Here is a 22936-nt window from a genome sequence, read left to right as displayed (position 1 = left end):
GTCCCGCACCCCTTCAGGGACGACCCGCGGCGCGTACGGCACCCTCCCCGCAACCCCCCGGAGGGGGTGGGCTAGGGTTTGGTCCGCATAAACATCCAAACCCCTGCCCGCCGCAGGGCGGCGACCGACCAGCGAGAAGGCCGCAGCCGACCGCGCGGGCGAGACTCTCGGGAAGGCGCTACGTGAGTCCCAACGGCTCCGACCTCCCCCACCGCCTGAAGGGCGTGGGCGGGACCCCCAAGTCGCGGCGCCCGATGCGGCGGAAGCTGCTGATGGCAATGACCGCGGGCCTGGTCCTGGCGACCGCCACCGGTTGCACATACAAGGACTTCCCCCGCCTTGGTATGCCCACCCCGGCCACCGAAGAGGCTCCGCGGATCCTCTCCCTGTGGCAGGGCTCCTGGGCCGCCGCGCTCGCCGTCGGCGTGCTGGTGTGGGGCCTGATCCTGTGGAGTGCCATCTTCCACCGGCGCAGCCGGACCAAGGTCGAGGTTCCTCCGCAGACCCGGTACAACATGCCGATCGAGGCGCTGTACACGGTGGTCCCGATCATCATCATCTCGGTGTTGTTCTACTTCACGGCACGGGACGAGACGAAGCTGCTGAGCATCTCCAAGAAGCCGGACGTCACGATCAACGTGGTCGGCTTCCAGTGGAGCTGGGGCTTCAACTACGTCGAGAACGTCCCAGGCGTGACCGGCGACGCGAAGACCGACAAGAACCTGGACGCCATCCCGGCGCGGTTCAAGGACGAGTTCCCCGCGAACGCGGGCGGTGTCTACGACGTCGGTACGCCGGCCACGAAGAACCCGCAGACCGGCAACCCGGGCCCGACGCTCTGGCTCCCGAAGGGTGAGACGGTCCGCTTCGTCCTCACCTCGCGGGACGTCATCCACGACTTCTGGGTGGTGCCGTTCCTGATGAAGATGGACGTCATCCCGGGCCACACCAACGCCTTCCAGGTGACTCCCAACGAGGAGGGCACCTTCCTCGGCAAGTGCGCCGAGCTCTGCGGCGTCGACCACTCCCGGATGCTGTTCAACGTGAAGGTCGTCTCCCCCGAGCGCTACGAGCAACACCTCAAGGACCTCGCCAAGAAGGGGCAGACCGGTTACATTCCCGCCGGCATCGCGCAGACGAGCCACGAGAAGAACCGGGAGACGACAAACCTGTGAGCATCCTCAACGAACCCCAGGGTGCCGCGGCAGCTGAAGACTCGTACGAGAGCGAGCTGCCGGTCAGGCGCAAGCAGCCCGGCAATGTCGTGGTGAAGTGGCTGACGACCACCGACCACAAGACGATCGGCACGCTGTATCTCGCGACGTCGTTCGCGTTCTTCCTGATCGGCGGCGTGATGGCGCTGCTCATGCGTGCCGAGCTGGCCCGGCCGGGTCTGCAGATCATGTCGAACGAGCAGTTCAACCAGGCGTTCACGATGCACGGCACGATCATGCTGCTGATGTTCGCGACGCCGCTGTTCGCCGGTTTCGCGAACTGGATCATGCCGTTGCAGATCGGCGCGCCGGACGTGGCCTTCCCTCGGCTGAACATGTTCGCCTACTGGCTGTACCTGCTCGGCTCGCTCATCGCGGTGGGCGGTTTCCTCACGCCGCAGGGCGCGGCGGACTTCGGCTGGTTCGCCTACTCGCCGCTCTCGGACGCGATCCGTTCGCCGGGTGTCGGCGCCGACATGTGGATCATGGGTCTGGCGCTGTCCGGCTTCGGCACCATCCTCGGCTCGGTCAACTTCATCACCACGATCATCTGCATGCGCGCCCCGGGCATGACCATGTTCCGGATGCCGATCTTCGTGTGGAACGTGCTGCTGACCGGTGTCCTGGTCCTGCTCGCCTTCCCGGTGCTGGCCGCCGCGCTGCTCGCCCTGGAGGCGGACCGCAAGTTCGGCGCCCACGTCTTCGACGCCGCCAACGGCGGGGCCCTGCTGTGGCAACACCTCTTCTGGTTCTTCGGCCATCCGGAGGTGTACATCATCGCCTTGCCGTTCTTCGGCATCATCTCCGAGATCATCCCGGTCTTCTCCCGAAAACCGATGTTCGGCTACATGGGCCTGATCGGCGCGACCATCTCCATCGCCGGCCTGTCCGTGACGGTGTGGGCCCACCACATGTACGTCACCGGCGGTGTGCTCCTGCCGTTCTTCTCCTTCATGACCTTCCTCATCGCCGTACCGACAGGTGTGAAGTTCTTCAACTGGATCGGCACGATGTGGAAGGGCTCACTGTCCTTCGAGACACCCATGCTGTGGGCGACGGGCTTCCTGATCACCTTCACCTTCGGTGGTCTGACCGGTGTCATCCTGGCGTCGCCGCCGATGGACTTCCACGTCTCCGACTCGTACTTCGTGGTGGCCCACTTCCACTACGTCGTCTTCGGCACCGTGGTCTTCGCGATGTTCGCCGGCTTCCACTTCTGGTGGCCCAAGTTCACCGGCAAGATGCTGGACGAACGGCTCGGCAAGATCACCTTCTGGACGCTGTTCGTCGGCTTCCACGGCACCTTCCTGGTCCAGCACTGGCTGGGCGCGGAGGGCATGCCGCGCCGGTACGCGGACTATCTGGCGGCCGACGGCTTCACCGCGCTGAACACGGTCTCGACGATCTCCTCGTTCCTGCTCGGTCTGTCGATGCTGCCGTTCCTCTACAACGTCTGGAAGACCGCCAAGTACGGCAAGAAGGTCGAGGTCGACGACCCGTGGGGCTACGGCCGCTCGCTGGAGTGGGCCACCTCCTGCCCGCCGCCGCGGCACAACTTCCTCACCCTGCCGCGGATCCGCAGCGAGTCCCCGGCGTTCGACCTGCACCACCCTGAGATCGCGGCCCTGGAGCAGCTGGAGTACGCCGGTGCCGGCAGCAGCGCCATCGCGAGCGGCAAGGAGGCCGGCAAGTGAAGATCCAAGGCCGGATGTTCATGTGGCTGAGCTTCTTCGTGCTCGCCGTGGCGATCGTCTACGGCGTGTGGTCGAAGGAGCCGGCCGGTACCACGGCACTCTTCCTGGTCTTCGGCCTGTGCATCATGATCGGCTTCTACCTGGGCTTCACCGCCCGGCGGGTCGACGCGGGTGCCCAGGACAACAAGGAGGCCGACGTCGCGGACGACGCGGGCGAGCTGGGCTTCTTCAGCCCGCACAGCTGGCAGCCGCTCGCCCTCGGCATCGGCGGCGCGCTGGCCTTCCTCGGCATCGCCGTCGGCTGGTGGCTGCTCTACTTCTCCGCGCCGATCATCCTGATCGGACTGTTCGGGTGGGTGTTCGAGTACTACCACGGTGAGAACCGCACCCAGTAACACGTACTGACTGGTCATGGGAGCCCGGACCCTCCTCGCGGAGGTCCGGGCTTCTGTCATATGACCCAACCGCATTCACCCGAACGGGTCGCTCAACGCGCCAGCGTTTGACGTTGCTCCGTACGGTGAGGCCATGAGCCACACTGCGTTCTCCCACGGCCCCCGATCCCGCACCCGCACCGCCGTCGGCTGCACGCTGCTGGTGACCGCCCTCGGAGCCGGTGTCACGGCCTGCGGCTCGGGCGGCGACGACCCGCTGGCGGCCAAGCCGTACGACGCGGCGGGTCAGATCTCCTTCAACGGCCCCAAGGACGCCGGGAAGAAAGCCGACCCGGACAAGCCCCTGGAGGTCACCGCCAAGACCGGTGACGGACGCATCACGGACGTCACGGCCATGGACGCGACGGGGCGCTACGTGGCGGGCGAACTGGCTGCCGACGGCAGCCGATGGCACAGCACCTCCCCGCTCGCCGCGGACGCCCACTACACCGTGCGGATCAGCACGGAGAACGAGCACGGGGCACCGGGCCGCAAGACCCTCACCTTCGACACCAGTCGGCCCGACAGCAAGAAGACCCTGGACGTCACCTTCGGCCCCAAGGCCGGCGAGTACGGCGTCGGCCAGCCCATCACGGCCGACCTCAGCCAGCCCATCAAGGACAAGGCGCAGCGGGCCGTCGTGGAGAGCGCCCTCAGGGTCGACTCCACGCCCGCGGTGCAGGGCTCCTGGTACTGGGTGGACGACAAACAGCTCCACTTCCGGCCCAAGGACTTCTGGCCCGCCCACGCCACCATCCAGGTGCACAGCAACCTGGAGGGCATCCGGATCGGCGACCGGCTGCGCGGCGGCAAGGCGCAACCCCTGACGATCACCACGGGGGACCGGATGGAGGCCGTCACCGACGCCGCCACCCACACCCTGACGGTCTACAAGAACGGCCAGGAGATCAACCAGATCCCGGTCACCACCGGCAAGCCCGGCTACGAGACCCGCAACGGCGTCAAGGTGGTGCTGGAGAAGGAGTACTTCGTACGGATGCGCGGTACCACCGTCGGCATCGCCGCGGGCTCGTCGGACAACTACGACCTGCCGGTGTACTACGCGACCCGCGTCACCTGGTCCGGCGAGTACGTGCACGCCGCCCCCTGGTCCGTCGGCTCCCAGGGCTACGCCAACGTCAGCCACGGCTGCACCGGCATGAGCACCGGCAACGCCAAGTGGTTCTTCGACACCGTCCGCCCCGGAGACATCGTCAAGGTCATCAACTCCAACGGCGACCAGATGGAGGACTTCGGCAACGGCTTCGGCGACTGGAACGTCGACTGGAACAAGTGGCGCACCGGCAGCGCCGTGACGGCGGGCGCCGGGAACACCGCGAGCGAGCAGGAGGCGGCGCGGTTGCAGCCCACGGCCCTGTGACCGGCCGCATTCACCCGCGGTTCCCCGGGCCCCGACAGGGGCGCGGGGAACCGCGCGCCCGGCCCCGACGCAGCCGCAGACGAATCACGGCCGCACGCCGCCCCCTGAACGGGCCCCCAAGGCGAGCGCGCAGTGCCCCGTCAGGCGTTCTGCAACCGCTTCTGCCGCAGCAGGGAGGCCAGCGCCCCGGCGAACTCGACCGGCTCCACCGGCAGCGTCACCGCCGCGTCCGCCCGGCTCCACGTGGCGAGCCAGGCGTCCTGCGGCCGGCCGATGAGCAGCAGCACCGGCGGGCAGTGGAACACCTCGTCCTTGATCTGCCGGCAGACCCCCATGCCGCCCATCGGTACGGCCTCGCCGTCCAGCACGACGGCGTCGATGCCGCCCCGGTCCAGCTCCCGCAGCACCGCCGCGGGCGTCGCGCACTCGATGAACTCGACCAGCGGGACATCGGGAGCCGGCCGTCGGCCGGTGGCCATCCGTACCTGCTCGCGGGTGTTGGAATCGTCGCTGTAGACCAGCACCGTGGCGGTCGGCTGCATGGTTCCTCCGAGACGTCAGCGTCGTACGGACAAGGCCGTTTGGGCGGATGCTACCCCCATGAACACCACGTCAACAGCGGTATGACAGGCGAAGACACTCCGAACGGCACCCCCGGGAGTGAGGGCGAGATAAGCGACCGACATAATGTCGGTCGTGGCGACAGCAACGACAGTAGAAACCGGGCACGCGCACCCGTCGGTCAACCGGCCGAACCTCACCAGCGTCGGAACCATCATCTGGCTGAGTTCCGAGCTGATGTTCTTCGCGGCCCTCTTCGCGATGTACTTCACCCTGCGTTCGGTGACCGGAGAGGCTCACTGGAAGTCGATGGCGCACGCGCTCAACGTGCCCTTCTCCGCGACGAACACCACGATCCTGGTGCTCTCCTCGCTCACCTGCCAGCTCGGCGTGTTCGCCGCCGAGCGCGGTGACGTGAAGAAGCTCCGCGGCTGGTTCATCGTGACCTTCATCATGGGCGCGATCTTCATCGGCGGTCAGATCTACGAGTACACGGAGTTGGTGAAGAAGGACGGGATCTCCCTTTCCTCCGACCCGTACGGCTCGGTGTTCTACCTGACCACCGGCTTCCACGGGCTGCACGTGACGGGCGGTCTCATCGCCTTCCTGCTGGTCCTCGGCCGTACCTACGCGGCGAAGAGGTTCACGCACGAGCAGGCGACCGCCGCCATCGTCGTGTCCTACTACTGGCACTTCGTCGATGTCGTCTGGATCGGCCTCTTCGCCACGATCTACCTGATCAAGTAATCGGCGTGCCGGACGACGGCAACCGATCCATCCCAGAAGCATCGACGCAGAAGATCCTGACACCGGGGTAATCCGTGAAAAAGCTCTCCGCACGACGACGCCATCCGCTGGCGGCGGTCGTCGTCCTACTCTTCGCACTGGCGGCCACGGGGGGGCTGTACGCCGCGTTCGCGCCCGCGGGCAAGGCGCAGGCCGACACCGCGGCCCAGTCCCTGACCATCGAGGAGGGCAAGAAGCTCTATACCGTCGGCTGCGCCAGCTGCCACGGCACCGGTGGCCAGGGCTCCTCCGACGGCCCGAGCCTCGTGGGTGTCGGTGCCGCGGCCGTGGACTTCCAGGTGGGCACCGGCCGGATGCCGGCCGCGACCTCCCAGGGCGCGCAGGTCCCGGCCAAGAAGAACATCTACTCGCAGGCCCAGATCGACCAGCTCGCGGCGTACGTCGCCTCGCTGGGCGCCGGTCCCGAGATCCCGACCGAGGCGCAGTACGGCCCGGAGGGGGCGGACATCGCCAAGGGCGGCGAGCTGTTCCGTACGAACTGCGCGCAGTGCCACAACTTCACCGGTAAGGGCGGTGCGCTGACCGAGGGCAAGTTCGCGCCGAACCTTCAGGATGTCGCCCCGAAGCACCTGTACGAGGCCATGCAGACCGGCCCGCAGAACATGCCCTCCTTCCCCGACACCACGCTGTCGGAGAAGAACAAGAAGGACGTCATCGCGTACCTGAACGCGGTCAACAGCAGCGGCACCGAGAACCCCGGTGGCCTGTCCCTGGGCGGTCTCGGACCGGTCAGTGAAGGTCTGTTCGCGTGGATCTTCGGACTGGGCGTACTGATCGCGGTCGCCGTCTGGGTCGCCGCTCGGACCGCAAAGGCCAAGAAGTCATGAGTAGCCAAGACATTCCAGAAGAGAACCTGCCGGCCGAGCAGGGTGGCGCGCACGGCGCGCTGGGCGTCGCGGACGAGAAGAACCCGTTCGCCGACCCGGGACTGCCGCCGCACGAGCACCGGATCCAGGACATCGACGAGCTGGCCGCCAAGCGGTCCGAGCGCAACGTCGCCCTGCTGTTCACGGTGTCGATGCTGGCGACCGTCGGTTTCATCGCCTCGTACGTGGCGATCCCGTCCGACAAGTCGATCTTCGTGTTCCCGATCGGTCACATCAGCGCGCTGAACTTCGCGCTCGGTCTGACCCTCGGCGGCGCGCTGTTCTGCATCGGCGCGGGCGCGGTCCACTGGGCCCGCACCCTGATGTCCGACGCGGAGATCGCCGACGAACGGCACCCGATCTCGGCGACCCCCGAGGTCCGCGAGCAGGTGTTCGCGGACTTCAAGCAGGGCGCCAAGGAGTCGGCGATCGGCCGCCGCAAGCTGATCCGCAACACGATGTTCGGCGCGCTCACCCTGGTGCCGCTGTCCGGCGTCGTGCTGCTGCGCGACCTCGGCACCCTGCCCGAGTCCAAGCTCCGCCACACGCTGTGGTCCAAGGGCAAGCTGCTCGTCAACATGAACACCAACGAGCCGCTGCGTCCCTCGGACATCGCCGTCGGCTCGCTGACCTTCGCCAAGCCCGAGGGCCTGGAGGAGAGCGACGAGGAGTTCCAGACGGAGATGGCCAAGGCCGCTCTGATGATCGTCCGGATCCAGCCCGACAACATCAAGGACAAGCGCGAACTTGAGTGGTCCCACGAGGGAATCGTGGCCTACTCGAAGATCTGCACCCACGTCGGTTGCCCGATCTCGCTGTACGAGCAGCAGACCCACCACGTGCTCTGCCCGTGCCACCAGTCCACCTTCGACCTCTCCGACGGTGCCCGAGTGATCTTCGGTCCGGCCGGTCACGCCCTGCCGCAGCTGCACATCGGCGTGAGCGACGAGGGCTACCTCCAGGCGCTCGGCGACTTCGCGGAGCCCGTCGGTCCTGCATTCTGGGAGCGCGGATGAGCACTGCATCGAACGAAGCACCCCGCTCACGCGGGAAGGCACCGGCCGGCGAACGCGTCGCCGACTGGGCCGACGGCCGACTCGGGGTCTACTCCCTGGCCAAGGCCAACATGCGCAAGATCTTCCCCGACCACTGGTCGTTCATGTTGGGTGAGGTCTGCCTCTACAGCTTCCTCATCATCATCCTCACGGGTGTGTACCTGACGCTGTTCTTCCACCCGTCGATGAACGAAGTGGAGTACCACGGCTCGTACGTCCCGCTCCAGGGACAGCTGATGTCCGAGGCGTTCAACTCGACCATGCACATCTCCTTCGATGTGCGCGGTGGTCTGCTCGTCCGGCAGATCCACCACTGGGCCGCGCTGATCTTCCTCGCCGGCATGTTCGTGCACATGATGCGCGTGTTCTTCACCGGCGCGTTCCGCAAGCCGCGTGAGATCAACTGGCTGTTCGGCTTCCTGCTGTTCATGCTGGGCATGTTCACCGGCTTCACCGGTTACTCGCTCCCGGACGACCTGCTCTCCGGCACCGGTGTCCGCTTCATGGAGGGCGCGATCCTGTCCGTGCCGATCGTCGGCACGTACCTCTCGTTCTTCCTCTTCGGCGGCGAGTTCCCCGGCCACGACTTCGTGGCCCGGTTCTACTCGATCCACATCCTGCTGCTGCCGGGCATCATGCTCGGTCTGGTGGTGGGCCACCTGATCCTGGTCGTCTACCACAAGCACACGCAGTTCGCGGGCCCCGGGCGCACCGAGAAGAACGTGGTCGGCATGCCGCTGCTGCCGGTCTACATGGCGAAGGCCGGAGGCTTCTTCTTCCTGGTCTTCGGTGCCATCGCGGCCATCGCGGCCATCGCGCAGATCAACCCGATCTGGGCCATCGGCCCCTACCGGCCGGACCAGGTGTCCACCGGCGCCCAGCCCGACTGGTACATGGGCTTCGCCGAGGGCCTGATCCGCTTCATGCCGGGCTGGGAGATCAACTTCTGGGGTCACACGCTGGTCCTGGGCGTGTTCATCCCGCTGGTCCTCTTCCCGCTGGTGCTGATGGCGATCGCCGTCTACCCGTTCATCGAGTCCTGGGTCACCGGGGACAAGAGCGAGCACCACATCCTGGACCGCCCGCGCAACGCCCCGACGCGTACCGCGTTCGGTGTCGCCTGGATCACGATCTACATGATCACCCTGGTCGGCGGCGGCAACGACCTGTGGGCCACGCATCTGCACCTGTCGATCAACGCCGTCACCTGGTTCGTCCGGATCTTCTTCTTCCTCGGACCGATCATCGCGTTCATCGCCACCAAGCGGATCTGCCTGGGCCTGCAGCGCCGGGACCGCGACAAGGTGCTGCACGGCCGTGAGACCGGCGTCATCAAGCGGCTTCCGCACGGTGAGTTCATCGAGGTCCACGAGCCGCTCAGCCAGGAGCAGTTGCACACCCTCACGTCCCACCACCAGTACGAGCCGGCCGAGATCGGCCCGACGGTCGACGAGAACGGTGTCGAGCGGAAGGTGAAGGGTTCCGAGAAGCTGCGCGCCAAGCTCAGCGACGCCTACTACGGCGAGGACTCCCAGATCCCGAAGCCCACCGTCGAGGAGTACAAGGAGATCACGAGCGGCCACGGCCACCACTGATCGCTGCGCACACCACGCCACACGCGAGGGGTCCCGTCCGAACGCCGGACGGGACCCCTCGTCGTATGCCGGGATGGATAGGGTGGGGACCCGGACCGGACACCACCCGTCCGCACCCGTCCACGACCCAGGAGCGGCTGATGAGCGCTGTGAACCCCGCTGGAGGCGACACCGCGGCGGGCCGTTCCTGGCCCGACCTGCTGAGCGCGCTGCTGCGCGGCCACGACCTGAGTACCGGTGACACGGCCTGGGCCATGGACCGCATCATGCGCGGCGAGGCCGCGGACGCCCAGATCGCCGGTTTCCTGGTGGCCATGCGGGCCAAGGGGGAGACGGTCGAGGAGATCACCGGCCTCGTCGAGGCGATGTACGCGCACGCCAAGCCGCTGGACATCCCCGGGCCGGCCGTCGACATCGTCGGCACGGGCGGCGACCGGGCCCGTACGGTCAACATCTCGACGATGTCCTCCATCGTGATCGCGGGGACCGGCGCGAAGGTCGTCAAGCACGGCAACCGGGCGTCGTCCTCCGCGAGCGGATCGTCCGACGTGCTCGAACAGCTCGGCGTCAACCTGGATCTGACGCCCGAACAGGTGGCCCGGGTGGTCGAGGAGGCCGGGATCACCTTCTGCTTCGCGACCGTCTTCCATCCCTCGATGCGGTTCGTCGGCGCGGTCCGGCGCGACCTCGGGATCCCGACCTCGTTCAACCTCCTCGGCCCGCTGACCAACCCGGCCCGGGTCGGTGCCTCGGCGATCGGCTGCTTCGACACCCGGATGGCCGGGCTCATCGCCGGCGTGCTGGCCGAGCGCGGCTCGTCCGCACTGGTCTTCCGGGGGGACGACGGCCTCGACGAACTGACGACCACCGCCACCTCACGGGTGTGGGTGGTGCGTGACGGCAAGGTGACCGAGCAGGTCTTCGACCCGCGGGACGTCGGTCTGGACCTGGTGCCGGTGGAGGCCCTGCGCGGCGCCGACCCCGCCTACAACGCGGCGGTGGCCCGCCGCCTGCTGGACGGCGAGCCGGGTCCGGTACGGGATGCCGTCCTGCTGAACTCGGCGGCGGCCCTGGTGGCCCTGGAGCCGGGGGACGGGCCGTTGGTGGAGCAGATCCGCGCCGCCATGGCCAAGGCCGCGGAGTCGATCGACTCGGGCGCGGCCAGGCACTCCCTGGACCGCTGGGTGAGCGCCAGTCACGCCTAGGGCCGCGACCCGGCAAACCTTTCCGGCCACGGACCCGGCAGACCCTTCCGGTCACGGCACCAGCACCCGGACGGCTCACGGGAAATACCAGGTCAAACTGGTCATAGTACAGTGGGGCACAGGAGAGTCCCCGGCGGGCCGCAAGGAGCCAGGCATGATCCATCCAGCCGATATCCGCGAGTGGCGCAACCGTGACGTGATCGACCCCGAGGGCCGCAAGATCGGTGCTCTGGAAGGGGTCTACGTGGACACCACCACCGACGCGCCGTCCGTGGCCACCGTCCGTACCGGGCTGCCCACTCGGCAGCGACTCGTCTTCGTCCCTGTCGACGAGGCGACCGTAGGACCCGGATACGTGCGGGTGGCGTACACGAAGGGGCAGGTGAGGAAGGCGCCGTCGATCGGCACGGACGGCGTCCTGCCGGCGGCCCGCGAGGAAGAGATCTTCAAGCACTACGACCGGCCCTACGAGCCCGGCGCCGACCGCGGGCGCCGCCTCGCGCGCCGCTGAGGCCGAACCGAGGAGGTGGCCGCCCGTGTTGGCGTTCTTCCTGTTCCTGATCCTCGTGGCGGTCGTCCTGGGACTGGTCGGCACGGTGGTGCAGGGACTGACCTATCTTCTGGTCATCGGCGTGGTGGTCTTCGTGGCCGACCTCCTGCTGGTCGGCGCGCGCTGGGCGCGGCGATCGCACCGGCGCCTCGTCCGCTGACGGGGCCGCGCCCACGCGTGTGTGCGTCCCGTCATCCGGACACGAGTTGCGGGCGATCGATCACCCGCGTATTTTTCCGTCCAGGTCATGAGTGACAGTCATTCGGCCCCGGCCGACTGTCCGGCAACCCTCCGTCCGTGGCGGGGTGCCCCGGGTGAAGACCAGGCCGTAGGCAGCGAGGTCTGCGGCAAGCGCGGACCCCTCGTGGAATCCAGGGGTCCTGGACGCCGAGGGAGCCACCCGTGAGCAAGCGAATGCGATAGGGCCGCAGAGCCCCGCCTCCGCACCCCCTTTTTTCCTTCCCGCGCTGAGCCGCACCCGTCGTACCGGTGCGTACTGGTGCTCGCGCGGTGAATTCCGCCTGCCTTCACGGGAGTTGTGCCATGTCCGTCTCCACGTCCGTCTCCACCGCTGCCTCCGCCCCGTCCGTGTGCGCCCCGCTGCCCGTGCTGGGCCGCGACGTCACCGTCCCGCTCGTCACCGGCGGCGAGGTCACCTACGCCGCGCTCGACTACGCGGCCAGCGCCCCCGCCCTCCAGCGCGTCTGGGACGACGTCGCCGCGTACGCCCCCTACTACGGCAGCGTGCACCGCGGCGCCGGCTACCTCTCGCAGCTGTCCACCGACCTGTTCGAGAACGCCCGCGCGACCGTCGCCGGGTTCCTGGACTGCCGCGCCGACGACCAGGTGATCTTCACCCGCTCCACCACCGACTCGCTCAACCTCCTCGCCGCCGTGGTCCCGGCCGACTGCCAGGTCTTCGTCTTCGAGACCGAGCACCACGCCTCCCTGCTGCCCTGGAAGAACGCCCGGGTCAGCTATCTCGACGCGCCCGACACCCCGGCACAGGCCGTCGCGACCCTCCGGCGGGCGCTGGGCGAGCGTGACCCGCAGGCCCCGGCCCTGGTCTGCGTCACCGGCGCCTCCAACGTCACCGGTGAGCTGTGGCCGGTGCGCGAGCTGGCCGCCGCCGCCCATGAGCACGGCGCCCGGATCGTCCTGGACGCCGCCCAGCTCGCCCCGCACCACCCGGTGTCGGTGCGCGACCTCGACGTCGACTGGGTCGCCTTCTCCGGGCACAAGCTGTACGCCCCCTTCGGCGCCGGCGTGCTGGCCGGCCGCGCCGACTGGCTGCGCGCGGCGGAGCCGTACCTCGCGGGCGGCGGGGCAAGCCGTACGGTCACCCGGCGGGCGGACGGGGGCGTGGCCGTGGAGTGGCACGAGACGGCCGCCCGCCACGAGGCCGGCTCGCCGAACGTGATCGGCGCCTACGCCGTCGCCTCCGCCTGCAAGGCGCTCACCGAGGCCGGCTTCGACACCCTGGTCGCCCGTGAGCGGCACCTGATCGACACGGTCCGCGCGGGTCTCGCCGAGGTCCCCGAGGTCAGGGTGCTGTCCCTGTTCGGCGACGACGCCCCCAGGGTGGGCGTGCTCTCCTTCGTGGTCGAGGGCTGGAACAGCTCCCACTTCGCCGCGGCGCTCTCCGCCGAGTACGGCATCGGCGTCCGCGACGGGCTGTTCTGCGCCCACCCCCTCGTCCGCACCCTGCTGGGCACCGATCCGCAGTCCCAGGGCGAGTGCGGTGCCCCCGAGGCGGCACCGGGCGAGAAGTCCCTCAACGCCGTGCGCGTCAGCTTCGGCGCGGGTACGCCGGACGAGCACGTGGAGCGGTTCGTGACCGCCGTCAGGGAGTTGGTCCGCGACGGCGCGAAGTGGCAGTACCGCACCGTGGACGGCCGCTGCGTCCCGGCGTCCTGACCGGCTCCCGGAACCCGCTGACCGGCCCCTCGGGGCCGGTCAGCTGTCCAGTCCGATGGCGAAGGCCGCTTCCAGGTCGTGCTGGGAGTACGTACGGAAGGCGACGTGGGTGTCCGTGGCCTGCACGCCCTGGATCTTGCTGATGCGGCCGGGGATGACCTCGGCGAGGTCCTCGTGCTGCCCGACCCGGACCATGGCGATCAGGTCGTAGGTGCCGGTGACCGAGAAGACCTCGCTGACGCTGTCCAGCCCGGCGATCTGCTCGGCGATCTCGGGGATCCGGTCCACGCTGGTCTTGATGAGCACGATCGCGGTGATCACGGCTGGTTCTCTCCCTCGGGAGCCGGAGCTGGGGCGGCCTTCACTCTAGCCGCACGCCCGAACCGCACCCAGGCGAAGACGAAGCCCAGCGAGAAGCCCACCAAATGGGCCAGATAGGCCACCCCGGGCCCCTCGGTGGCCTGCCGGGCCGCCGCCCATTGCAGGGCCGCCCAGAAGGGCAGGACGACCCAGGCGGGAAAGCGCAGCGGGAGGAAGAACAGGAAAGGGAGCAGACTGGTGACACGGGCGCCGGGGAACAGGTACAGGAAAGCTCCCAGGACCGCGGAGATCGCCCCGGAGGCGCCGACCAGGGACTGCTGGGAGGCGGCGTTGGCGGCGGCGTAGCCGATCAGCGCCAGATATCCGCAGCCGACGTAGAACAGGGTGAACTGGACGCGGCCCATCCGTTCCTCGGTCATCACTCCGAAGACGTAGAGGAACAGCATGTTGCCGAGCAGATGCACCCAGCTGCCGTGCACGAACAGGGCCGTGGCGGGGGTGAGGGCGTCACCGACCGGGCCGGCGAACAGGTCCGTGGGGATGACGCCCCAGCGCCGGAAGTAGGCCCGCTGGGCGGCCAGCAGCTCGTCACCGGTGCCGTACGTCGGATTGAAGCCGGACGCGGGCCCGATCAGGAAGATCAGGCAGCACAGGGCGATCAGGACGTGCGTCATCGGCGCCGACGAGCCGCGGACCGCTCGGTAGATCCGCCGGGCCGTCGCGCTCCAGTTGCTGATCATGGCTACAGAGCATGACGTAAGGGGACGCAGTAGCACAGACCGCCTCGCCGCCATGGACGAACGGGCGGCGAGTACCCGCCAGGCCGTAGGGTTACGAGCCACACGTGCCGGGCAGACCGCGCGTCACGGAGACTAGAAGGAGGCGAACGGTCGCGATGCCGGTTCCCCTGCCGACCGCCACGACGCGTTGGCGCTGCACCCTCTGCGGCAACCTCACGCGTTTCGACGTCACACGCGCGTCGAAGGTCGTCGAGTACGTCCACCTGGACCTCGCCGGCGAGCCGAAGGTCGAGGAGCGCGAGGTGGTCAGTGAGACCATCGAGTCGGTGCGCTGCCGCTGGTGCAACGCAGTGGACCAGGTGGAACTGGTGGACAGGCCGGGTGCCGACTCCTGAGCGAGGGAGGCGGTCCCGTACCGGTATTGGGGTGTGAGGATGGTGGAGACCACAGGCGAGGGGCCGGGCGACGGCGCCGCCGAGGTGCTTGACCGTCCGCTGCCCGACGGTGTGCGCCGCCGGGTCGTGCAGATCGTCTCGGACGGCTTCGGTGCCCTGACGGTCGGTGAACTGCCCAGCCAGTTGCGGCAGTATGCCCGGTTCGCTCCGAACCGCCGCGCCAAGTTCGCGGGCAATGCCATGGCCGCAGCCCTGGAGAACGATCCGCTGTTCCGGCAGCGCATCGGCGAGAAACTGAGAGAGACGCAGCCGGAACTCTGCGGCGCCCTCGACTCCGGCTCGCCGCCCCCGGCCGCGGACCCGCTCGACGTGGCGGCCGCGGCCTATGTGCTCCGCCCCACCGGCTGGGTGAAGCTGGTGGCCGCGGCGGGCGAGGAGGCCCAGCGGGCGGACGCCGAGCGCGCCGACGAGGAGAGCCGGGCCGAACTGGACCGGCTGCGCGCCGAACTGGACCGGGCCCGCGAGCAGACCCGCGCCGAGACCGAACGGCTGCGTGCCGAACTGGAATCGGCCAAGCGGGAAGCCGAATCGCTGCACCGCAAGCTGCGGGCCGCCCTCAGCGACGTCAAGCGGGGCGAAGCCGCGCTGCGCAAGGTCCAGGGCGAGATCGAGGCGGTGCGCGCCGACGGGCAGGCCCAGGTCTCCACGGCCGAGAGCGAGACCCGGCGGCTCAAGGCCCGCCTGGGGGAGGTCGAGGCCGCCCTGGAGGCCAGCCGCAGGGCGGCCCGGGAGGGGCGCAGCGTCGAGGACATGCGGGTGCGGCTGCTGCTCGACACGGTGCTGGACGCGGCCCAGGGGCTGCGCCGGGAGCTGGCGCTGCCCCCCGTCTCGGTGCGGCCCGCCGAGACCGTCGACGCGGTGGAGCCGGGTCGGATGACCCCGAAGGACATCGCCGCACGGGCGCTGTCCGAGCACGATCCGGCGATCCTGGACCAGCTTCTCGCCCTGCCGCAGGCGCACTTGGTGGTCGACGGCTACAACGTCACCAAGACCGGCTATCCGCAGATGCCGCTGGAGCGGCAGCGGCTGCGGCTGCTCGGCCAGCTCTCGCAGCTGGCCGCGCAGACCGGTGCCGAGGTGACCTGTGTCTTCGACGGTGCCGAACTGGCCGCGCCGGTGCTGCTCGCCCCGCCACGCGGGGTGCGGGTGCTGTTCTCGAAGCCCGGTGTCACCGCCGACGAGCTGATCCGCCGGCTGGTGCGGGCCGAGCCGCCGGGCCGGCCGGTGATCGTCGCCTCGACCGATCGCGAGGTGGCCGACGGCGTCGCTCAGGCGGGTGCCCGTCCGGTGGCTTCTGCGATGCTTCTCAAGCGACTGCCGTAAACGGCAACATCCGTCCCCAATGCCCGAATTGGGGCAAGCGTTACGCAACGTAGCGTCAAGTAAACATCACGGCCCGTTAGTTGTGGGCAAAGAATGCACGGTGTGACGGATTTTTTCTCCTGAGGATTTGAACTGATCACAACTGGGTCACTAGGGTCTGGCCTCGAACCTCCACACGGGTGATCACTCAAAAGAAGGAGCCCGTCTCCGTGGCGTCCCACCGTCGACCCAAGCAGCCGAGTCGCACGCGCGTGACCGTGCTGACCACCGCAGCCGCCGCTGCCGTAGCCCTGAGCGCGCAGGCGGCCAACGCGGCCCCCAGCGAGAAGCTGAGCAAGGACGAGGTCAAGGCCAAGGTCGACAAGCTCTACGAGCAGGCGGAGCAGGCCACCGAGAAGTACAACGCGGCCACGGAGAAGCAGGAGAAGCTCCAGAAGGAGATCTCCACGATCCAGGACGACGTCGCCCGTGGCCAGCAGGAGCTGAACAAGCTGCGCGACGGCCTCGGCGCCATGGCCAGCGCGCAGTACCGCTCGGGCGGCATAGACCCGTCCGTCCAGCTCTTCCTGTCCGCCAACCCGGACGACTACCTCGACAAGGCGTCCACGCTCGACCAGTTGAGCGGCCAGCAGGTCGACGCCCTGAAGAAGATCCAGGACAAACAGCGCGAGCTGTCCCAGGAGCGGACCGAGGCGAGCGGCAAGCTCAAGGACCTCGACTCCACCCGCACCGAGCTGAAGAAGCAGAAGCAGGCGGTCCAGGACAAGCTCGCCGAGGCGCAGAAGCTGCTGAACAGCCTGACGGCGCAGGAGAAGCAGGCCCTGGCGGACGAGCAGGCGCGGGCCAGCCGCTCCTCCGCGGAGCGCGTCGACCTCGGCAACGCCACCGCCGCCTCCGGCCGGGCCTCCGCCGCCTTCTCCGCCGCCCAGAGCAAGATCGGCACGCCGTACGTCTACGGCGCCTCCGGACCCTCCTCCTTCGACTGCTCGGGCCTGACCTCCTGGGCCTACGCCCAGGCCGGCGTCTCCATACCGCGCACCTCCCAGGCGCAGGCCAGTGCCGGCACGCGCATCTACAGCCAGAGCGACCTCAAGGTCGGCGACCTGGTGATCTTCTACGGCGACCAGCACCACGTCGGCCTGTACGCGGGCAACGGCCTGGTGCTGCACGCCCCGCGCACCGGCACCGTCGTCCGGTACGAGTCGATCAACAACATGCCGTTCCAGTTCGGCGTCCGGATCTGAGCCGTAAAGGCTCGGCCGACCGGGGTGTCGAGGCGCCCGAACGGGCGAATCCCGGCAACCGAAACTGACTCCACGCCCCGCCGGTGACCTGCGTCAGCGGCGGGGCGCCACGTTGTGCGACCGCTGACGGTCTTTGGCCGACGGGTATCCACGCGGCTACTGTCTGCCGCGTTTCCCCCACGGCCCGGACACCCCCGTCCCGGCACCGGGGAGACGGCAACCGTCCGCCGGCAGCGCGTGAGCCGAAGGGTGCGCCGGTGCCGTGGGCGCGTGCGCGCAGGCCGAACGGCCGAGCGTGGCCGCTTCCGGGCACCGGCCGTCCCCCGCAGGCGAGCGAGCGGTCACGAGGTGAAGGAGTGCGGCCTTCCGTGGGCTACCACCGCCGCCTTGCACCGTCCGGGTTCACCCGGGGCATCACCGTCCTGTGCGTTCTGTCCGCGGCCGCCGCGCTCGGCGCCGTACCGGCGGGCGCCGCACCGCGCGGCGACGCCTCCGCCGAGGTGGACCGCCTCTACCAGGAGGCGGAGAAGGCGACCGAGGAATACAACAAGGCGAACGAGCAGGCCCTGCGGCTGCGCGAGCAGGTCCACGACGCCCAGGACCACATCGCCCGGCAGCAGCAGCACATCAACGCCCTGCGCGAGGAACTGGGTTCGCTGGCCGGCGCCCAGTACCGCTCCGGCGGCATCGACCCCACGGTCGCCCTGCTGTTCGCCGCCGACCCGGACGACTACCTCGCCAAGGCCAGCACCCTCGACCGGATCGGCATCCGCCAGGCCGACCGGCTGCGGGCGCTCCGGTCGGCCCTGCGCGAACTCGCCCAGGAGCGCACCGCGACGGCCGGGAAGCTCGCCCGCCTGGAGCACGGCCGCAGGGCCGTCGCCGCGCACAAGCGGACCGTGGAGGGGAAACTCGCCAAGGCCCGGGAACTGCTCAACTCCCTGCCCGACGGCCGGCGCGCCGCCTACGAGCGGGCCTCCCGCGGCAGCCGGGCCGAGCTGACCGGCCTGCCGGACGGCACCCCCTTGGACGCCCGCACCGCCGCGGCCGTCGCCGCCGCCCGCTCGGCCCTCGGCCGCCCCTACGTCTGGGGCGCCAACGGGCCCTCCGGCTTCGACTGCTCGGGCCTGATGCAGTGGTCGTACGCGCAGGCCGGGATCGCCCTCCCGCGCACCTCCCAGGAGCAGCGGTACGCCGGCCGGCAGGTCCCGCTCTCCCAGGCCCGCCCCGGCGATCTGGTCGTCTACCGCTCGGACGCCGGGCACGTCGGGATGTACATGGGCAACGGACAGGTGATCCACGCGCCCTACCCCGGCGCACCGGTGCGCTACGACCCGGTCGGCATGATGCCCGTCTCGTCGGTCACCCGGGTCTGACCGCCCCGCCCCGCGCCGTACGATCGGGCAGATGGCTGGTCGTGGACTCAGACGGCGTTCGGGCGCCGCGGCGCTCTGGCTCCTGCTCGTCGCGCTCCTCGTCCCGCTGGCCGGGTGCGGCGGGCGGACGGCGGCCGATCCGGCGCGGGCCGAGGTGCAGCGGCTGCTCGACCGGCGCGCGGCGGCGCTCCTCGGGCACGACGGCGGCGCGTACGACGCGACCGGCACCCGCGCCGGGTACCCGGACCTGCGGGCGGTCCCGCTGGCGTCCTGGTCGTACCGCGTGACCGGGCTGCGGCACACCGGCGCCACCGGCACCGCCGAGGCGCGGCTGAGCTACCGGATCCGCGGCTACGACAGCGCCCCCGTCACCGCCGACCGGACGATCGCCCTCAGCCGCACCGCCGACGGGGGGTGGTACGTCGACTCCGACCGGCCCGCGCGGCAGGCCGGGCAGCAGCTGTGGGACCAGGGCGAGGTGGCGGCCGTCACGGGCGCGCACAGCCTGGTGCTCGGGGTCGGGCAGACCGCCGAGCAGCTGCGCGGCTACGCCCGGCTCGCCGACCGCGCCGTTCCGGCCGTCTCCGGGGCCTGGGGCACGGACTGGTCCCGGCAGACCGTCGTGCTGGTACCGCGCGACCTGGCGGGGATGGCGGGCCTGCTCGGCTCGTCCGTCTCCTCGTACCGGGGGATCGCCGCGGTCACCACCGGCGAGGCGGGCGGCACGGGCAAGGCCCCCGCGGACCGGATCGTCGTCAACCCGGAGGCGTACGCCCAACTCGGCGACACCGGCAAACAGGTGGTGCTCACCCACGAGACCACCCACGTGGCCACGCGCGCGCACACCACACCGGCCACCCCGCTGTGGCTCTCCGAGGGGTACGCCGACTGGATCGGCTACCTCGGCGAGGGGCGCACCCCGACGCAGGTGGCACCGGAGCTGACCCGTGCGGTCCGCGCCGGGCGGATCCCGGCGGGCCTGCCGGCCGACGGGGACTTCGCGTTCACCGCGGACCCCACCCGGCTCGCCCAGGCGTACGAGGGCGGCTGGCTGGCCTGCCGGATGATCGCCGAACGCTGGGGCGAGGCCCGGCTGGGCCGGTTCTACCGCGCGGTCGGCGCCCACGGACAGCGGGCGGGCGCGGTCGAGGACGCGCTGCGCCAGGTGCTCGGCACCGGCGCGGCGGACTTCACCCGCCAGTGGCAGGACGACCTCAGGTCCCAGCTCTCCTGAGCCGGCTCCGCGGCGGGCCCGGCTCAGGAGGAGACCGGACTCTCCTCCGTACGGGTGGTCCGGCTCGGCGGGGCGGCGGCGGGCCGCTCGGGGACCGTGGCCCGCCACAGCCTGCGGGCCGCGAGCAGCGAGGCGGCGACCAGCAGGCCGTCGCGCAGGAACAGCAGGCCCGTGCCGTACCGGTCGCTGACCACGACGTGCGAGAAGCCGACCGGGAACTCCAGGACGGTCACCAGGGCGGCGGCCAGGACCAGCAGGGCGGGCGGGCCCATCCGGGTGGCACGGAAGGACAGGCAGACCGCGGCCAGCCCGATCAGCCACACCAGGTACTGCGGGCTGATCACCCGGCTCGTCGTGACGAACAGCAGCACGGCCGTGAACGCGGCGTCCGCGAGTGCGTGCGGCCGGGGCCGGGTCCGCCACGCCGCCAGCCGCCACAGCAGCAGCCAGCCGAAGGCGACCGCGGTGAGCGCCAGCGCGGTGGTGCTCACCAGGCCGACGTACGGGCCCAGGAACTCCACCGAGCCGTAGTTGAGCAGCACCTCGCCCCGCCAGCCGTGGTGCCGCGCCACGTGGAAGACCAGGGCCCCCAGCGACTCCACCTCGGTGCCCCGGTCGCGCTGGAAGGCGAGGAAGGCGAAGGCGCCCGGCATGGCGAGGGCGAACACCGCCGCCACCCCCACCGCGGTCACCGCCGCGGCACCCCACGCGCGCAGCCGCACGGCACCCACCAGCAGCAGCGCGGGCCACACCTTCACCATCGCCCCGAAGCCCGCCAGCGCCCCCATCGCCCGCGGCCGGCGGGCCCCCGCGAACAGCGCGGCCACCGCCACCGCGGTCACCATGACGTCGTAACGGGCGTACGCCGTGGGCCCGAGCAGCGGGAGGCCCGCCACCCACACCCACGCCCCGCGCGGCGACTTGCCGGGGCGCCGGCCCGCGTATCCGAGCAGCGCCAGGACGGCCAGGTCGGCGACGCAGGCCAGGACGAAGAAGGCGGCGGGGTAGGCGAGGAAGGGCAGGGCGCCCGGCGCGAGCACGGCGAGCGCGGCGGCGGGCGGGTACTGCCAGGTCACGTCGTCCAGTGGGAACGTCCCGTGGCGCAGCACCTCGAACCAGCCGTGGTAGATCACCGACACGTCGGTCGTGACGTCCGCGCCCGGGAAGACCAGCACCCGGAAGACGAAGAGGAGCAGCAGCAGCCGGGTCAGCCCCCAGACCCCCAGCAGCCCGGCCAGGGACCTCCTCGCGCCCGTCATGTCCAGCCAGCCCCTGTCCGTCGTGTCCCGTTCCGCGGGGCCATGATGTCGCGTCAGGCCGGGCGGGGCCCGGCAATGCCGCCGCGCGGCACGGTCGCGTCGCCCGCCCGGACCGCCGCCGGGGTGGGACGATGCGACTTCGCCGACGAAGGAGGCGCCATGGGTCCGCCCGTCCTGATGCCGGTGGGCCTCGCGGTCGCGCTCCTCGGCGGTGCCGCCGTCGCGCCCCTGGTGGGACTCGCCGCACGGACCGGGTCCCCGGCTGCGCCGCGACCGCGGCGCGACCTGAGCACCGGCCGCCACCCGCGCTCCCGCACCGGTCGCCGGTCCGCGGCGGGCGGGCACGTTGGATAGGTTGGGCCGTGATGCACAAGACCTTGATCGTGACCAACGACTTCCCGCCCCGGCCGGGCGGCATCCAGACGTTCCTGCACAACATGGCGCTCCGGCTGGATCCCGGGCGGCTCGTCGTGTACGCGTCCACCTGGAAGCGCGGCCGGGAGGGCGCCGAGGCCACGGCCGCCTTCGACGCCGAGCAGCCCTTCACCGTCGTACGCGACCGCACGACGATGCTGCTGCCCACGCCCGGGGCGACCCGGCGGGCGGCCGGGCTGCTGCGGGAGCACGGATGCACCTCGGTGTGGTTCGGGGCGGCGGCGCCGCTCGGACTGATGGCACCCGCGCTGCGCGAGGCGGGCGCCGAACGGCTGGTCGCCACCACCCACGGGCACGAGGCGGGCTGGGCCCAACTGCCCGCCGCCCGGCAACTGCTGCGCCGGATCGGGGAGTCCACGGACACGATCACCTACCTCGGCGAGTACACGCGTACCCGGATCGCCGCCGCGCTGGGTCCGGCTGCGGCCGAACGGATGGTGCGACTGCCGCCCGGGGTCGACGAGAAGACCTTCCATCCGGGGTCCGGCGGCGCCGAGGTGCGGGCGCGGCTCGGGCTGACCGACCGGCCGGTCGTGGTGTGCGTCTCCCGGCTGGTCCCGCGCAAGGGCCAGGACACGCTGATCCGGGCCCTGCCCCGGATCCTCGCCGCGCAGCCCGACACGGTGCTGCTGATCGTCGGCGGCGGGCCGTACGAGAAGGACCTGCGCAGGCTCGCCGACGACACCGGGGTGGCCGGCTCGGTCCGCTTCACCGGCGCCGTCCCCTGGTCCGAACTGCCCGCGCACTACGGCGCCGGGGACGTCTTCGCGATGCCCTGCCGGACCCGGCGGGGCGGGCTCGACGTCGAGGGCCTCGGGATCGTCTACCTGGAAGCCTCCGCGACCGGCCTGCCGGTCGTCGCCGGCGACTCGGGCGGCGCGCCCGACGCGGTGCTGGACGGGGAGACCGGGTGGGTCGTCCCCGGCAACGCCCCGGCCGAGACCGCCGAACGCATCACCACACTCCTCGCCGACCCCGAGCTACGCCACCGGATGGGAGAACGAGGCCGAGCCTGGGTCGAGGAAAAATGGCGCTGGGACCTCCTGGCCCACAACCTGAAACAACTCCTGTAGCACAACCCCCTGACAGGGGCGCGGGGAACAGCGCGAGCACCCCCGCTCAAACCCGCACTCGCCCACCGGCGGCAACTCCCTGACAGGGGCGCGGGGAACTGCGCGAGCACCCCCGCTCAAACCCGCACTCGCCCACCGGCGGCAACTCCCTGACAGGGGCGCGGGGAACTGCGCGAGCACCCCCGCTCAAACCCGCG

At 70.4% G+C, this 22936-nt stretch carries 23 protein-coding genes and 1 riboswitch; of the genes, 19 read left to right on the top strand and 4 right to left on the bottom strand.

Going from position 1 to position 22936, the window contains the following annotated elements; all coding sequences use genetic code 11:
• The first annotated feature begins 182 nt into the window (after positions 1 to 182).
• The 4 genes from coxB (at position 183) to ACFC09_RS39275 (ending at position 4723) form a co-directional block, all read left to right on the top strand.
• Entirely contained in the window at positions 183 to 1175 is a 993-nt protein-coding gene (coxB, locus tag ACFC09_RS39290; RefSeq protein WP_376536718.1) for a cytochrome c oxidase subunit II, read from the top strand.
• Positions 1172 to 2908, top strand: coding sequence for a cytochrome c oxidase subunit I (gene ctaD, locus ACFC09_RS39285; RefSeq protein WP_376536716.1), 1737 nt, complete (start codon positions 1172 to 1174; stop codon positions 2906 to 2908). Before coxB ends, ctaD begins: the two co-directional genes overlap by 4 nt.
• Positions 2905 to 3303 carry a cytochrome c oxidase subunit 4 gene (locus tag ACFC09_RS39280; protein ID WP_376536714.1) on the top strand — a complete coding sequence of 133 codons (399 nt, stop codon included), beginning with the start codon at positions 2905 to 2907 and terminating at the stop codon, positions 3301 to 3303. Before ctaD ends, ACFC09_RS39280 begins: the two co-directional genes overlap by 4 nt.
• A gap of 133 nt (positions 3304 to 3436) precedes the next feature.
• The gene (locus tag ACFC09_RS39275; protein WP_376536712.1) at positions 3437 to 4723 is read left to right on the top strand and encodes an Ig-like domain-containing protein; all 1287 of its coding nucleotides are present in this window, start codon (positions 3437 to 3439) and stop codon (positions 4721 to 4723) included.
• A 140-nt stretch (positions 4724 to 4863) separates the two neighbouring features.
• On the opposite strand, the gene ACFC09_RS39270 is transcribed toward ACFC09_RS39275, so the two are convergent.
• Positions 4864 to 5265, bottom strand: a complete 402-nt coding sequence (locus tag ACFC09_RS39270; protein WP_376536710.1) for a hypothetical protein — start codon at positions 5263 to 5265, stop codon at positions 4864 to 4866.
• A gap of 145 nt (positions 5266 to 5410) precedes the next feature.
• Between ACFC09_RS39270 and ACFC09_RS39265 the strand changes: the two genes are divergently transcribed.
• The 8 genes from ACFC09_RS39265 to ACFC09_RS39230 all read left to right on the top strand — a co-directional run bounded on the left by ACFC09_RS39265 (position 5411) and on the right by ACFC09_RS39230 (position 13279).
• Positions 5411 to 6031, top strand: coding sequence for a heme-copper oxidase subunit III (locus ACFC09_RS39265; protein ID WP_376536708.1), 621 nt, complete (start codon positions 5411 to 5413; stop codon positions 6029 to 6031).
• Positions 6032 to 6105: 74 nt separating this feature from the next.
• Positions 6106 to 6918 (top strand): c-type cytochrome, encoded by an 813-nt coding sequence (locus tag ACFC09_RS39260; RefSeq protein WP_376536706.1) that lies wholly within the window; start codon positions 6106 to 6108, stop codon positions 6916 to 6918.
• Positions 6915 to 7973 (top strand): Rieske 2Fe-2S domain-containing protein, encoded by a 1059-nt coding sequence (locus ACFC09_RS39255; protein WP_376536704.1) that lies wholly within the window; start codon positions 6915 to 6917, stop codon positions 7971 to 7973. The genes ACFC09_RS39260 and ACFC09_RS39255 overlap by 4 nt, the downstream gene beginning before the upstream one ends.
• Positions 7970 to 9607, top strand: coding sequence for a cytochrome bc complex cytochrome b subunit (locus ACFC09_RS39250; protein ID WP_376536702.1), 1638 nt, complete (start codon positions 7970 to 7972; stop codon positions 9605 to 9607). The genes ACFC09_RS39255 and ACFC09_RS39250 overlap by 4 nt, the downstream gene beginning before the upstream one ends.
• 140 nt (positions 9608 to 9747) lie before the next feature.
• Complete coding sequence (gene trpD, locus ACFC09_RS39245) at positions 9748 to 10812, top strand: anthranilate phosphoribosyltransferase (protein ID WP_376536700.1); 1065 nt, start codon at positions 9748 to 9750, stop codon at positions 10810 to 10812.
• A gap of 154 nt (positions 10813 to 10966) precedes the next feature.
• Positions 10967 to 11323 carry a PRC-barrel domain-containing protein gene (locus tag ACFC09_RS39240; RefSeq protein WP_376536698.1) on the top strand — a complete coding sequence of 119 codons (357 nt, stop codon included), beginning with the start codon at positions 10967 to 10969 and terminating at the stop codon, positions 11321 to 11323.
• A 25-nt stretch (positions 11324 to 11348) separates the two neighbouring features.
• Positions 11349 to 11522: a hypothetical protein gene (locus ACFC09_RS39235; protein WP_376536696.1), complete on the top strand. Its 174-nt coding sequence runs from the start codon at positions 11349 to 11351 to the stop codon at positions 11520 to 11522.
• Positions 11523 to 11605: 83 nt separating this feature from the next.
• A riboswitch (SAM riboswitch) is annotated at positions 11606 to 11722 on the top strand.
• A gap of 183 nt (positions 11723 to 11905) precedes the next feature.
• A complete protein-coding gene (locus tag ACFC09_RS39230) occupies positions 11906 to 13279 on the top strand; it encodes an aminotransferase class V-fold PLP-dependent enzyme (RefSeq protein WP_376536694.1) in 1374 nt (457 codons plus the stop codon).
• A gap of 39 nt (positions 13280 to 13318) precedes the next feature.
• On the opposite strand, the gene ACFC09_RS39225 is transcribed toward ACFC09_RS39230, so the two are convergent.
• A complete protein-coding gene (locus tag ACFC09_RS39225; protein ID WP_376536692.1) occupies positions 13319 to 13600 on the bottom strand; it encodes an Lrp/AsnC family transcriptional regulator in 282 nt (93 codons plus the stop codon).
• Positions 13597 to 14340 (bottom strand): rhomboid family intramembrane serine protease, encoded by a 744-nt coding sequence (locus tag ACFC09_RS39220; protein WP_376536690.1) that lies wholly within the window; start codon positions 14338 to 14340, stop codon positions 13597 to 13599. Before ACFC09_RS39220 ends, ACFC09_RS39225 begins: the two co-directional genes overlap by 4 nt.
• Before the next feature lie 155 nt (positions 14341 to 14495).
• Between ACFC09_RS39220 and ACFC09_RS39215 the strand changes: the two genes are divergently transcribed.
• From ACFC09_RS39215 to ACFC09_RS39195, 5 genes are all read left to right on the top strand, one after another.
• Positions 14496 to 14735, top strand: a complete 240-nt coding sequence (locus tag ACFC09_RS39215; RefSeq protein ID WP_376536688.1) for a hypothetical protein — start codon at positions 14496 to 14498, stop codon at positions 14733 to 14735.
• Positions 14736 to 14774: 39 nt separating this feature from the next.
• Positions 14775 to 16118: an NYN domain-containing protein gene (locus tag ACFC09_RS39210; RefSeq protein WP_376536686.1), complete on the top strand. Its 1344-nt coding sequence runs from the start codon at positions 14775 to 14777 to the stop codon at positions 16116 to 16118.
• 209 nt (positions 16119 to 16327) lie between these two features.
• Positions 16328 to 17362, top strand: coding sequence for an NlpC/P60 family protein (locus ACFC09_RS39205; RefSeq protein WP_376536684.1), 1035 nt, complete (start codon positions 16328 to 16330; stop codon positions 17360 to 17362).
• A 368-nt stretch (positions 17363 to 17730) separates the two neighbouring features.
• On the top strand, positions 17731 to 18738 hold the full coding sequence (locus ACFC09_RS39200; RefSeq protein WP_376536682.1) for an NlpC/P60 family protein: 1008 nt from the start codon (positions 17731 to 17733) through the stop codon (positions 18736 to 18738).
• A gap of 31 nt (positions 18739 to 18769) precedes the next feature.
• Entirely contained in the window at positions 18770 to 19972 is a 1203-nt protein-coding gene (locus ACFC09_RS39195; protein WP_376536680.1) for a hypothetical protein, read from the top strand.
• Positions 19973 to 19995: 23 nt separating this feature from the next.
• Here ACFC09_RS39195 and ACFC09_RS39190 read toward each other — a convergent pair whose 3' ends face one another.
• Positions 19996 to 21237, bottom strand: coding sequence for a glycosyltransferase 87 family protein (locus ACFC09_RS39190; RefSeq protein ID WP_376536732.1), 1242 nt, complete (start codon positions 21235 to 21237; stop codon positions 19996 to 19998).
• A gap of 153 nt (positions 21238 to 21390) precedes the next feature.
• Between ACFC09_RS39190 and ACFC09_RS39185 the strand changes: the two genes are divergently transcribed.
• Positions 21391 to 21585, top strand: coding sequence for a hypothetical protein (locus ACFC09_RS39185; protein ID WP_376536734.1), 195 nt, complete (start codon positions 21391 to 21393; stop codon positions 21583 to 21585).
• An 11-nt stretch (positions 21586 to 21596) separates the two neighbouring features.
• Positions 21597 to 22739 (top strand): glycosyltransferase family 4 protein, encoded by a 1143-nt coding sequence (locus ACFC09_RS39180; protein WP_376536678.1) that lies wholly within the window; start codon positions 21597 to 21599, stop codon positions 22737 to 22739.
• Positions 22740 to 22936 lie beyond the last annotated feature (197 nt).

The sequence above is a fragment of the Streptomyces sp. NPDC056161 genome (assembly GCF_042268025.1).
In the GTDB taxonomy this organism is placed as follows: Bacteria; Actinomycetota; Actinomycetes; order Streptomycetales; family Streptomycetaceae; genus Streptomyces.
The sequence above is the reverse complement of the archived record's forward strand: the minus strand, read 5'-3'. Positions and strand labels throughout refer to the sequence as shown.

What these genes read in the sequence shown, in the direction of transcription:
- ACFC09_RS39275 (WP_376536712.1), top strand. Translation starts at nt 3,437, where the DNA reads ATGAGCCACACTGCGTTCTCCCACGGCCCCCGATCCCGCACCCGCACC.
- ACFC09_RS39270 (WP_376536710.1), bottom strand. Translation starts at nt 5,265, where the DNA reads ATGCAGCCGACCGCCACGGTGCTGGTCTACAGCGACGATTCCAACACC.
- ACFC09_RS39265 (WP_376536708.1), top strand. Translation starts at nt 5,411, where the DNA reads ATGTCGGTCGTGGCGACAGCAACGACAGTAGAAACCGGGCACGCGCAC.
- ACFC09_RS39255 (WP_376536704.1), top strand. Translation starts at nt 6,915, where the DNA reads ATGAGTAGCCAAGACATTCCAGAAGAGAACCTGCCGGCCGAGCAGGGT.
- ACFC09_RS39250 (WP_376536702.1), top strand. Translation starts at nt 7,970, where the DNA reads ATGAGCACTGCATCGAACGAAGCACCCCGCTCACGCGGGAAGGCACCG.
- trpD (WP_376536700.1), top strand. Translation starts at nt 9,748, where the DNA reads ATGAGCGCTGTGAACCCCGCTGGAGGCGACACCGCGGCGGGCCGTTCC.
- ACFC09_RS39240 (WP_376536698.1), top strand. Translation starts at nt 10,967, where the DNA reads ATGATCCATCCAGCCGATATCCGCGAGTGGCGCAACCGTGACGTGATC.
- ACFC09_RS39230 (WP_376536694.1), top strand. Translation starts at nt 11,906, where the DNA reads ATGTCCGTCTCCACGTCCGTCTCCACCGCTGCCTCCGCCCCGTCCGTG.
- ACFC09_RS39220 (WP_376536690.1), bottom strand. Translation starts at nt 14,340, where the DNA reads ATGATCAGCAACTGGAGCGCGACGGCCCGGCGGATCTACCGAGCGGTC.
- ACFC09_RS39215 (WP_376536688.1), top strand. Translation starts at nt 14,496, where the DNA reads ATGCCGGTTCCCCTGCCGACCGCCACGACGCGTTGGCGCTGCACCCTC.
- ACFC09_RS39210 (WP_376536686.1), top strand. Translation starts at nt 14,775, where the DNA reads ATGGTGGAGACCACAGGCGAGGGGCCGGGCGACGGCGCCGCCGAGGTG.
- ACFC09_RS39195 (WP_376536680.1), top strand. Translation starts at nt 18,770, where the DNA reads ATGGCTGGTCGTGGACTCAGACGGCGTTCGGGCGCCGCGGCGCTCTGG.
- ACFC09_RS39185 (WP_376536734.1), top strand. Translation starts at nt 21,391, where the DNA reads ATGGGTCCGCCCGTCCTGATGCCGGTGGGCCTCGCGGTCGCGCTCCTC.
- ACFC09_RS39180 (WP_376536678.1), top strand. Translation starts at nt 21,597, where the DNA reads ATGCACAAGACCTTGATCGTGACCAACGACTTCCCGCCCCGGCCGGGC.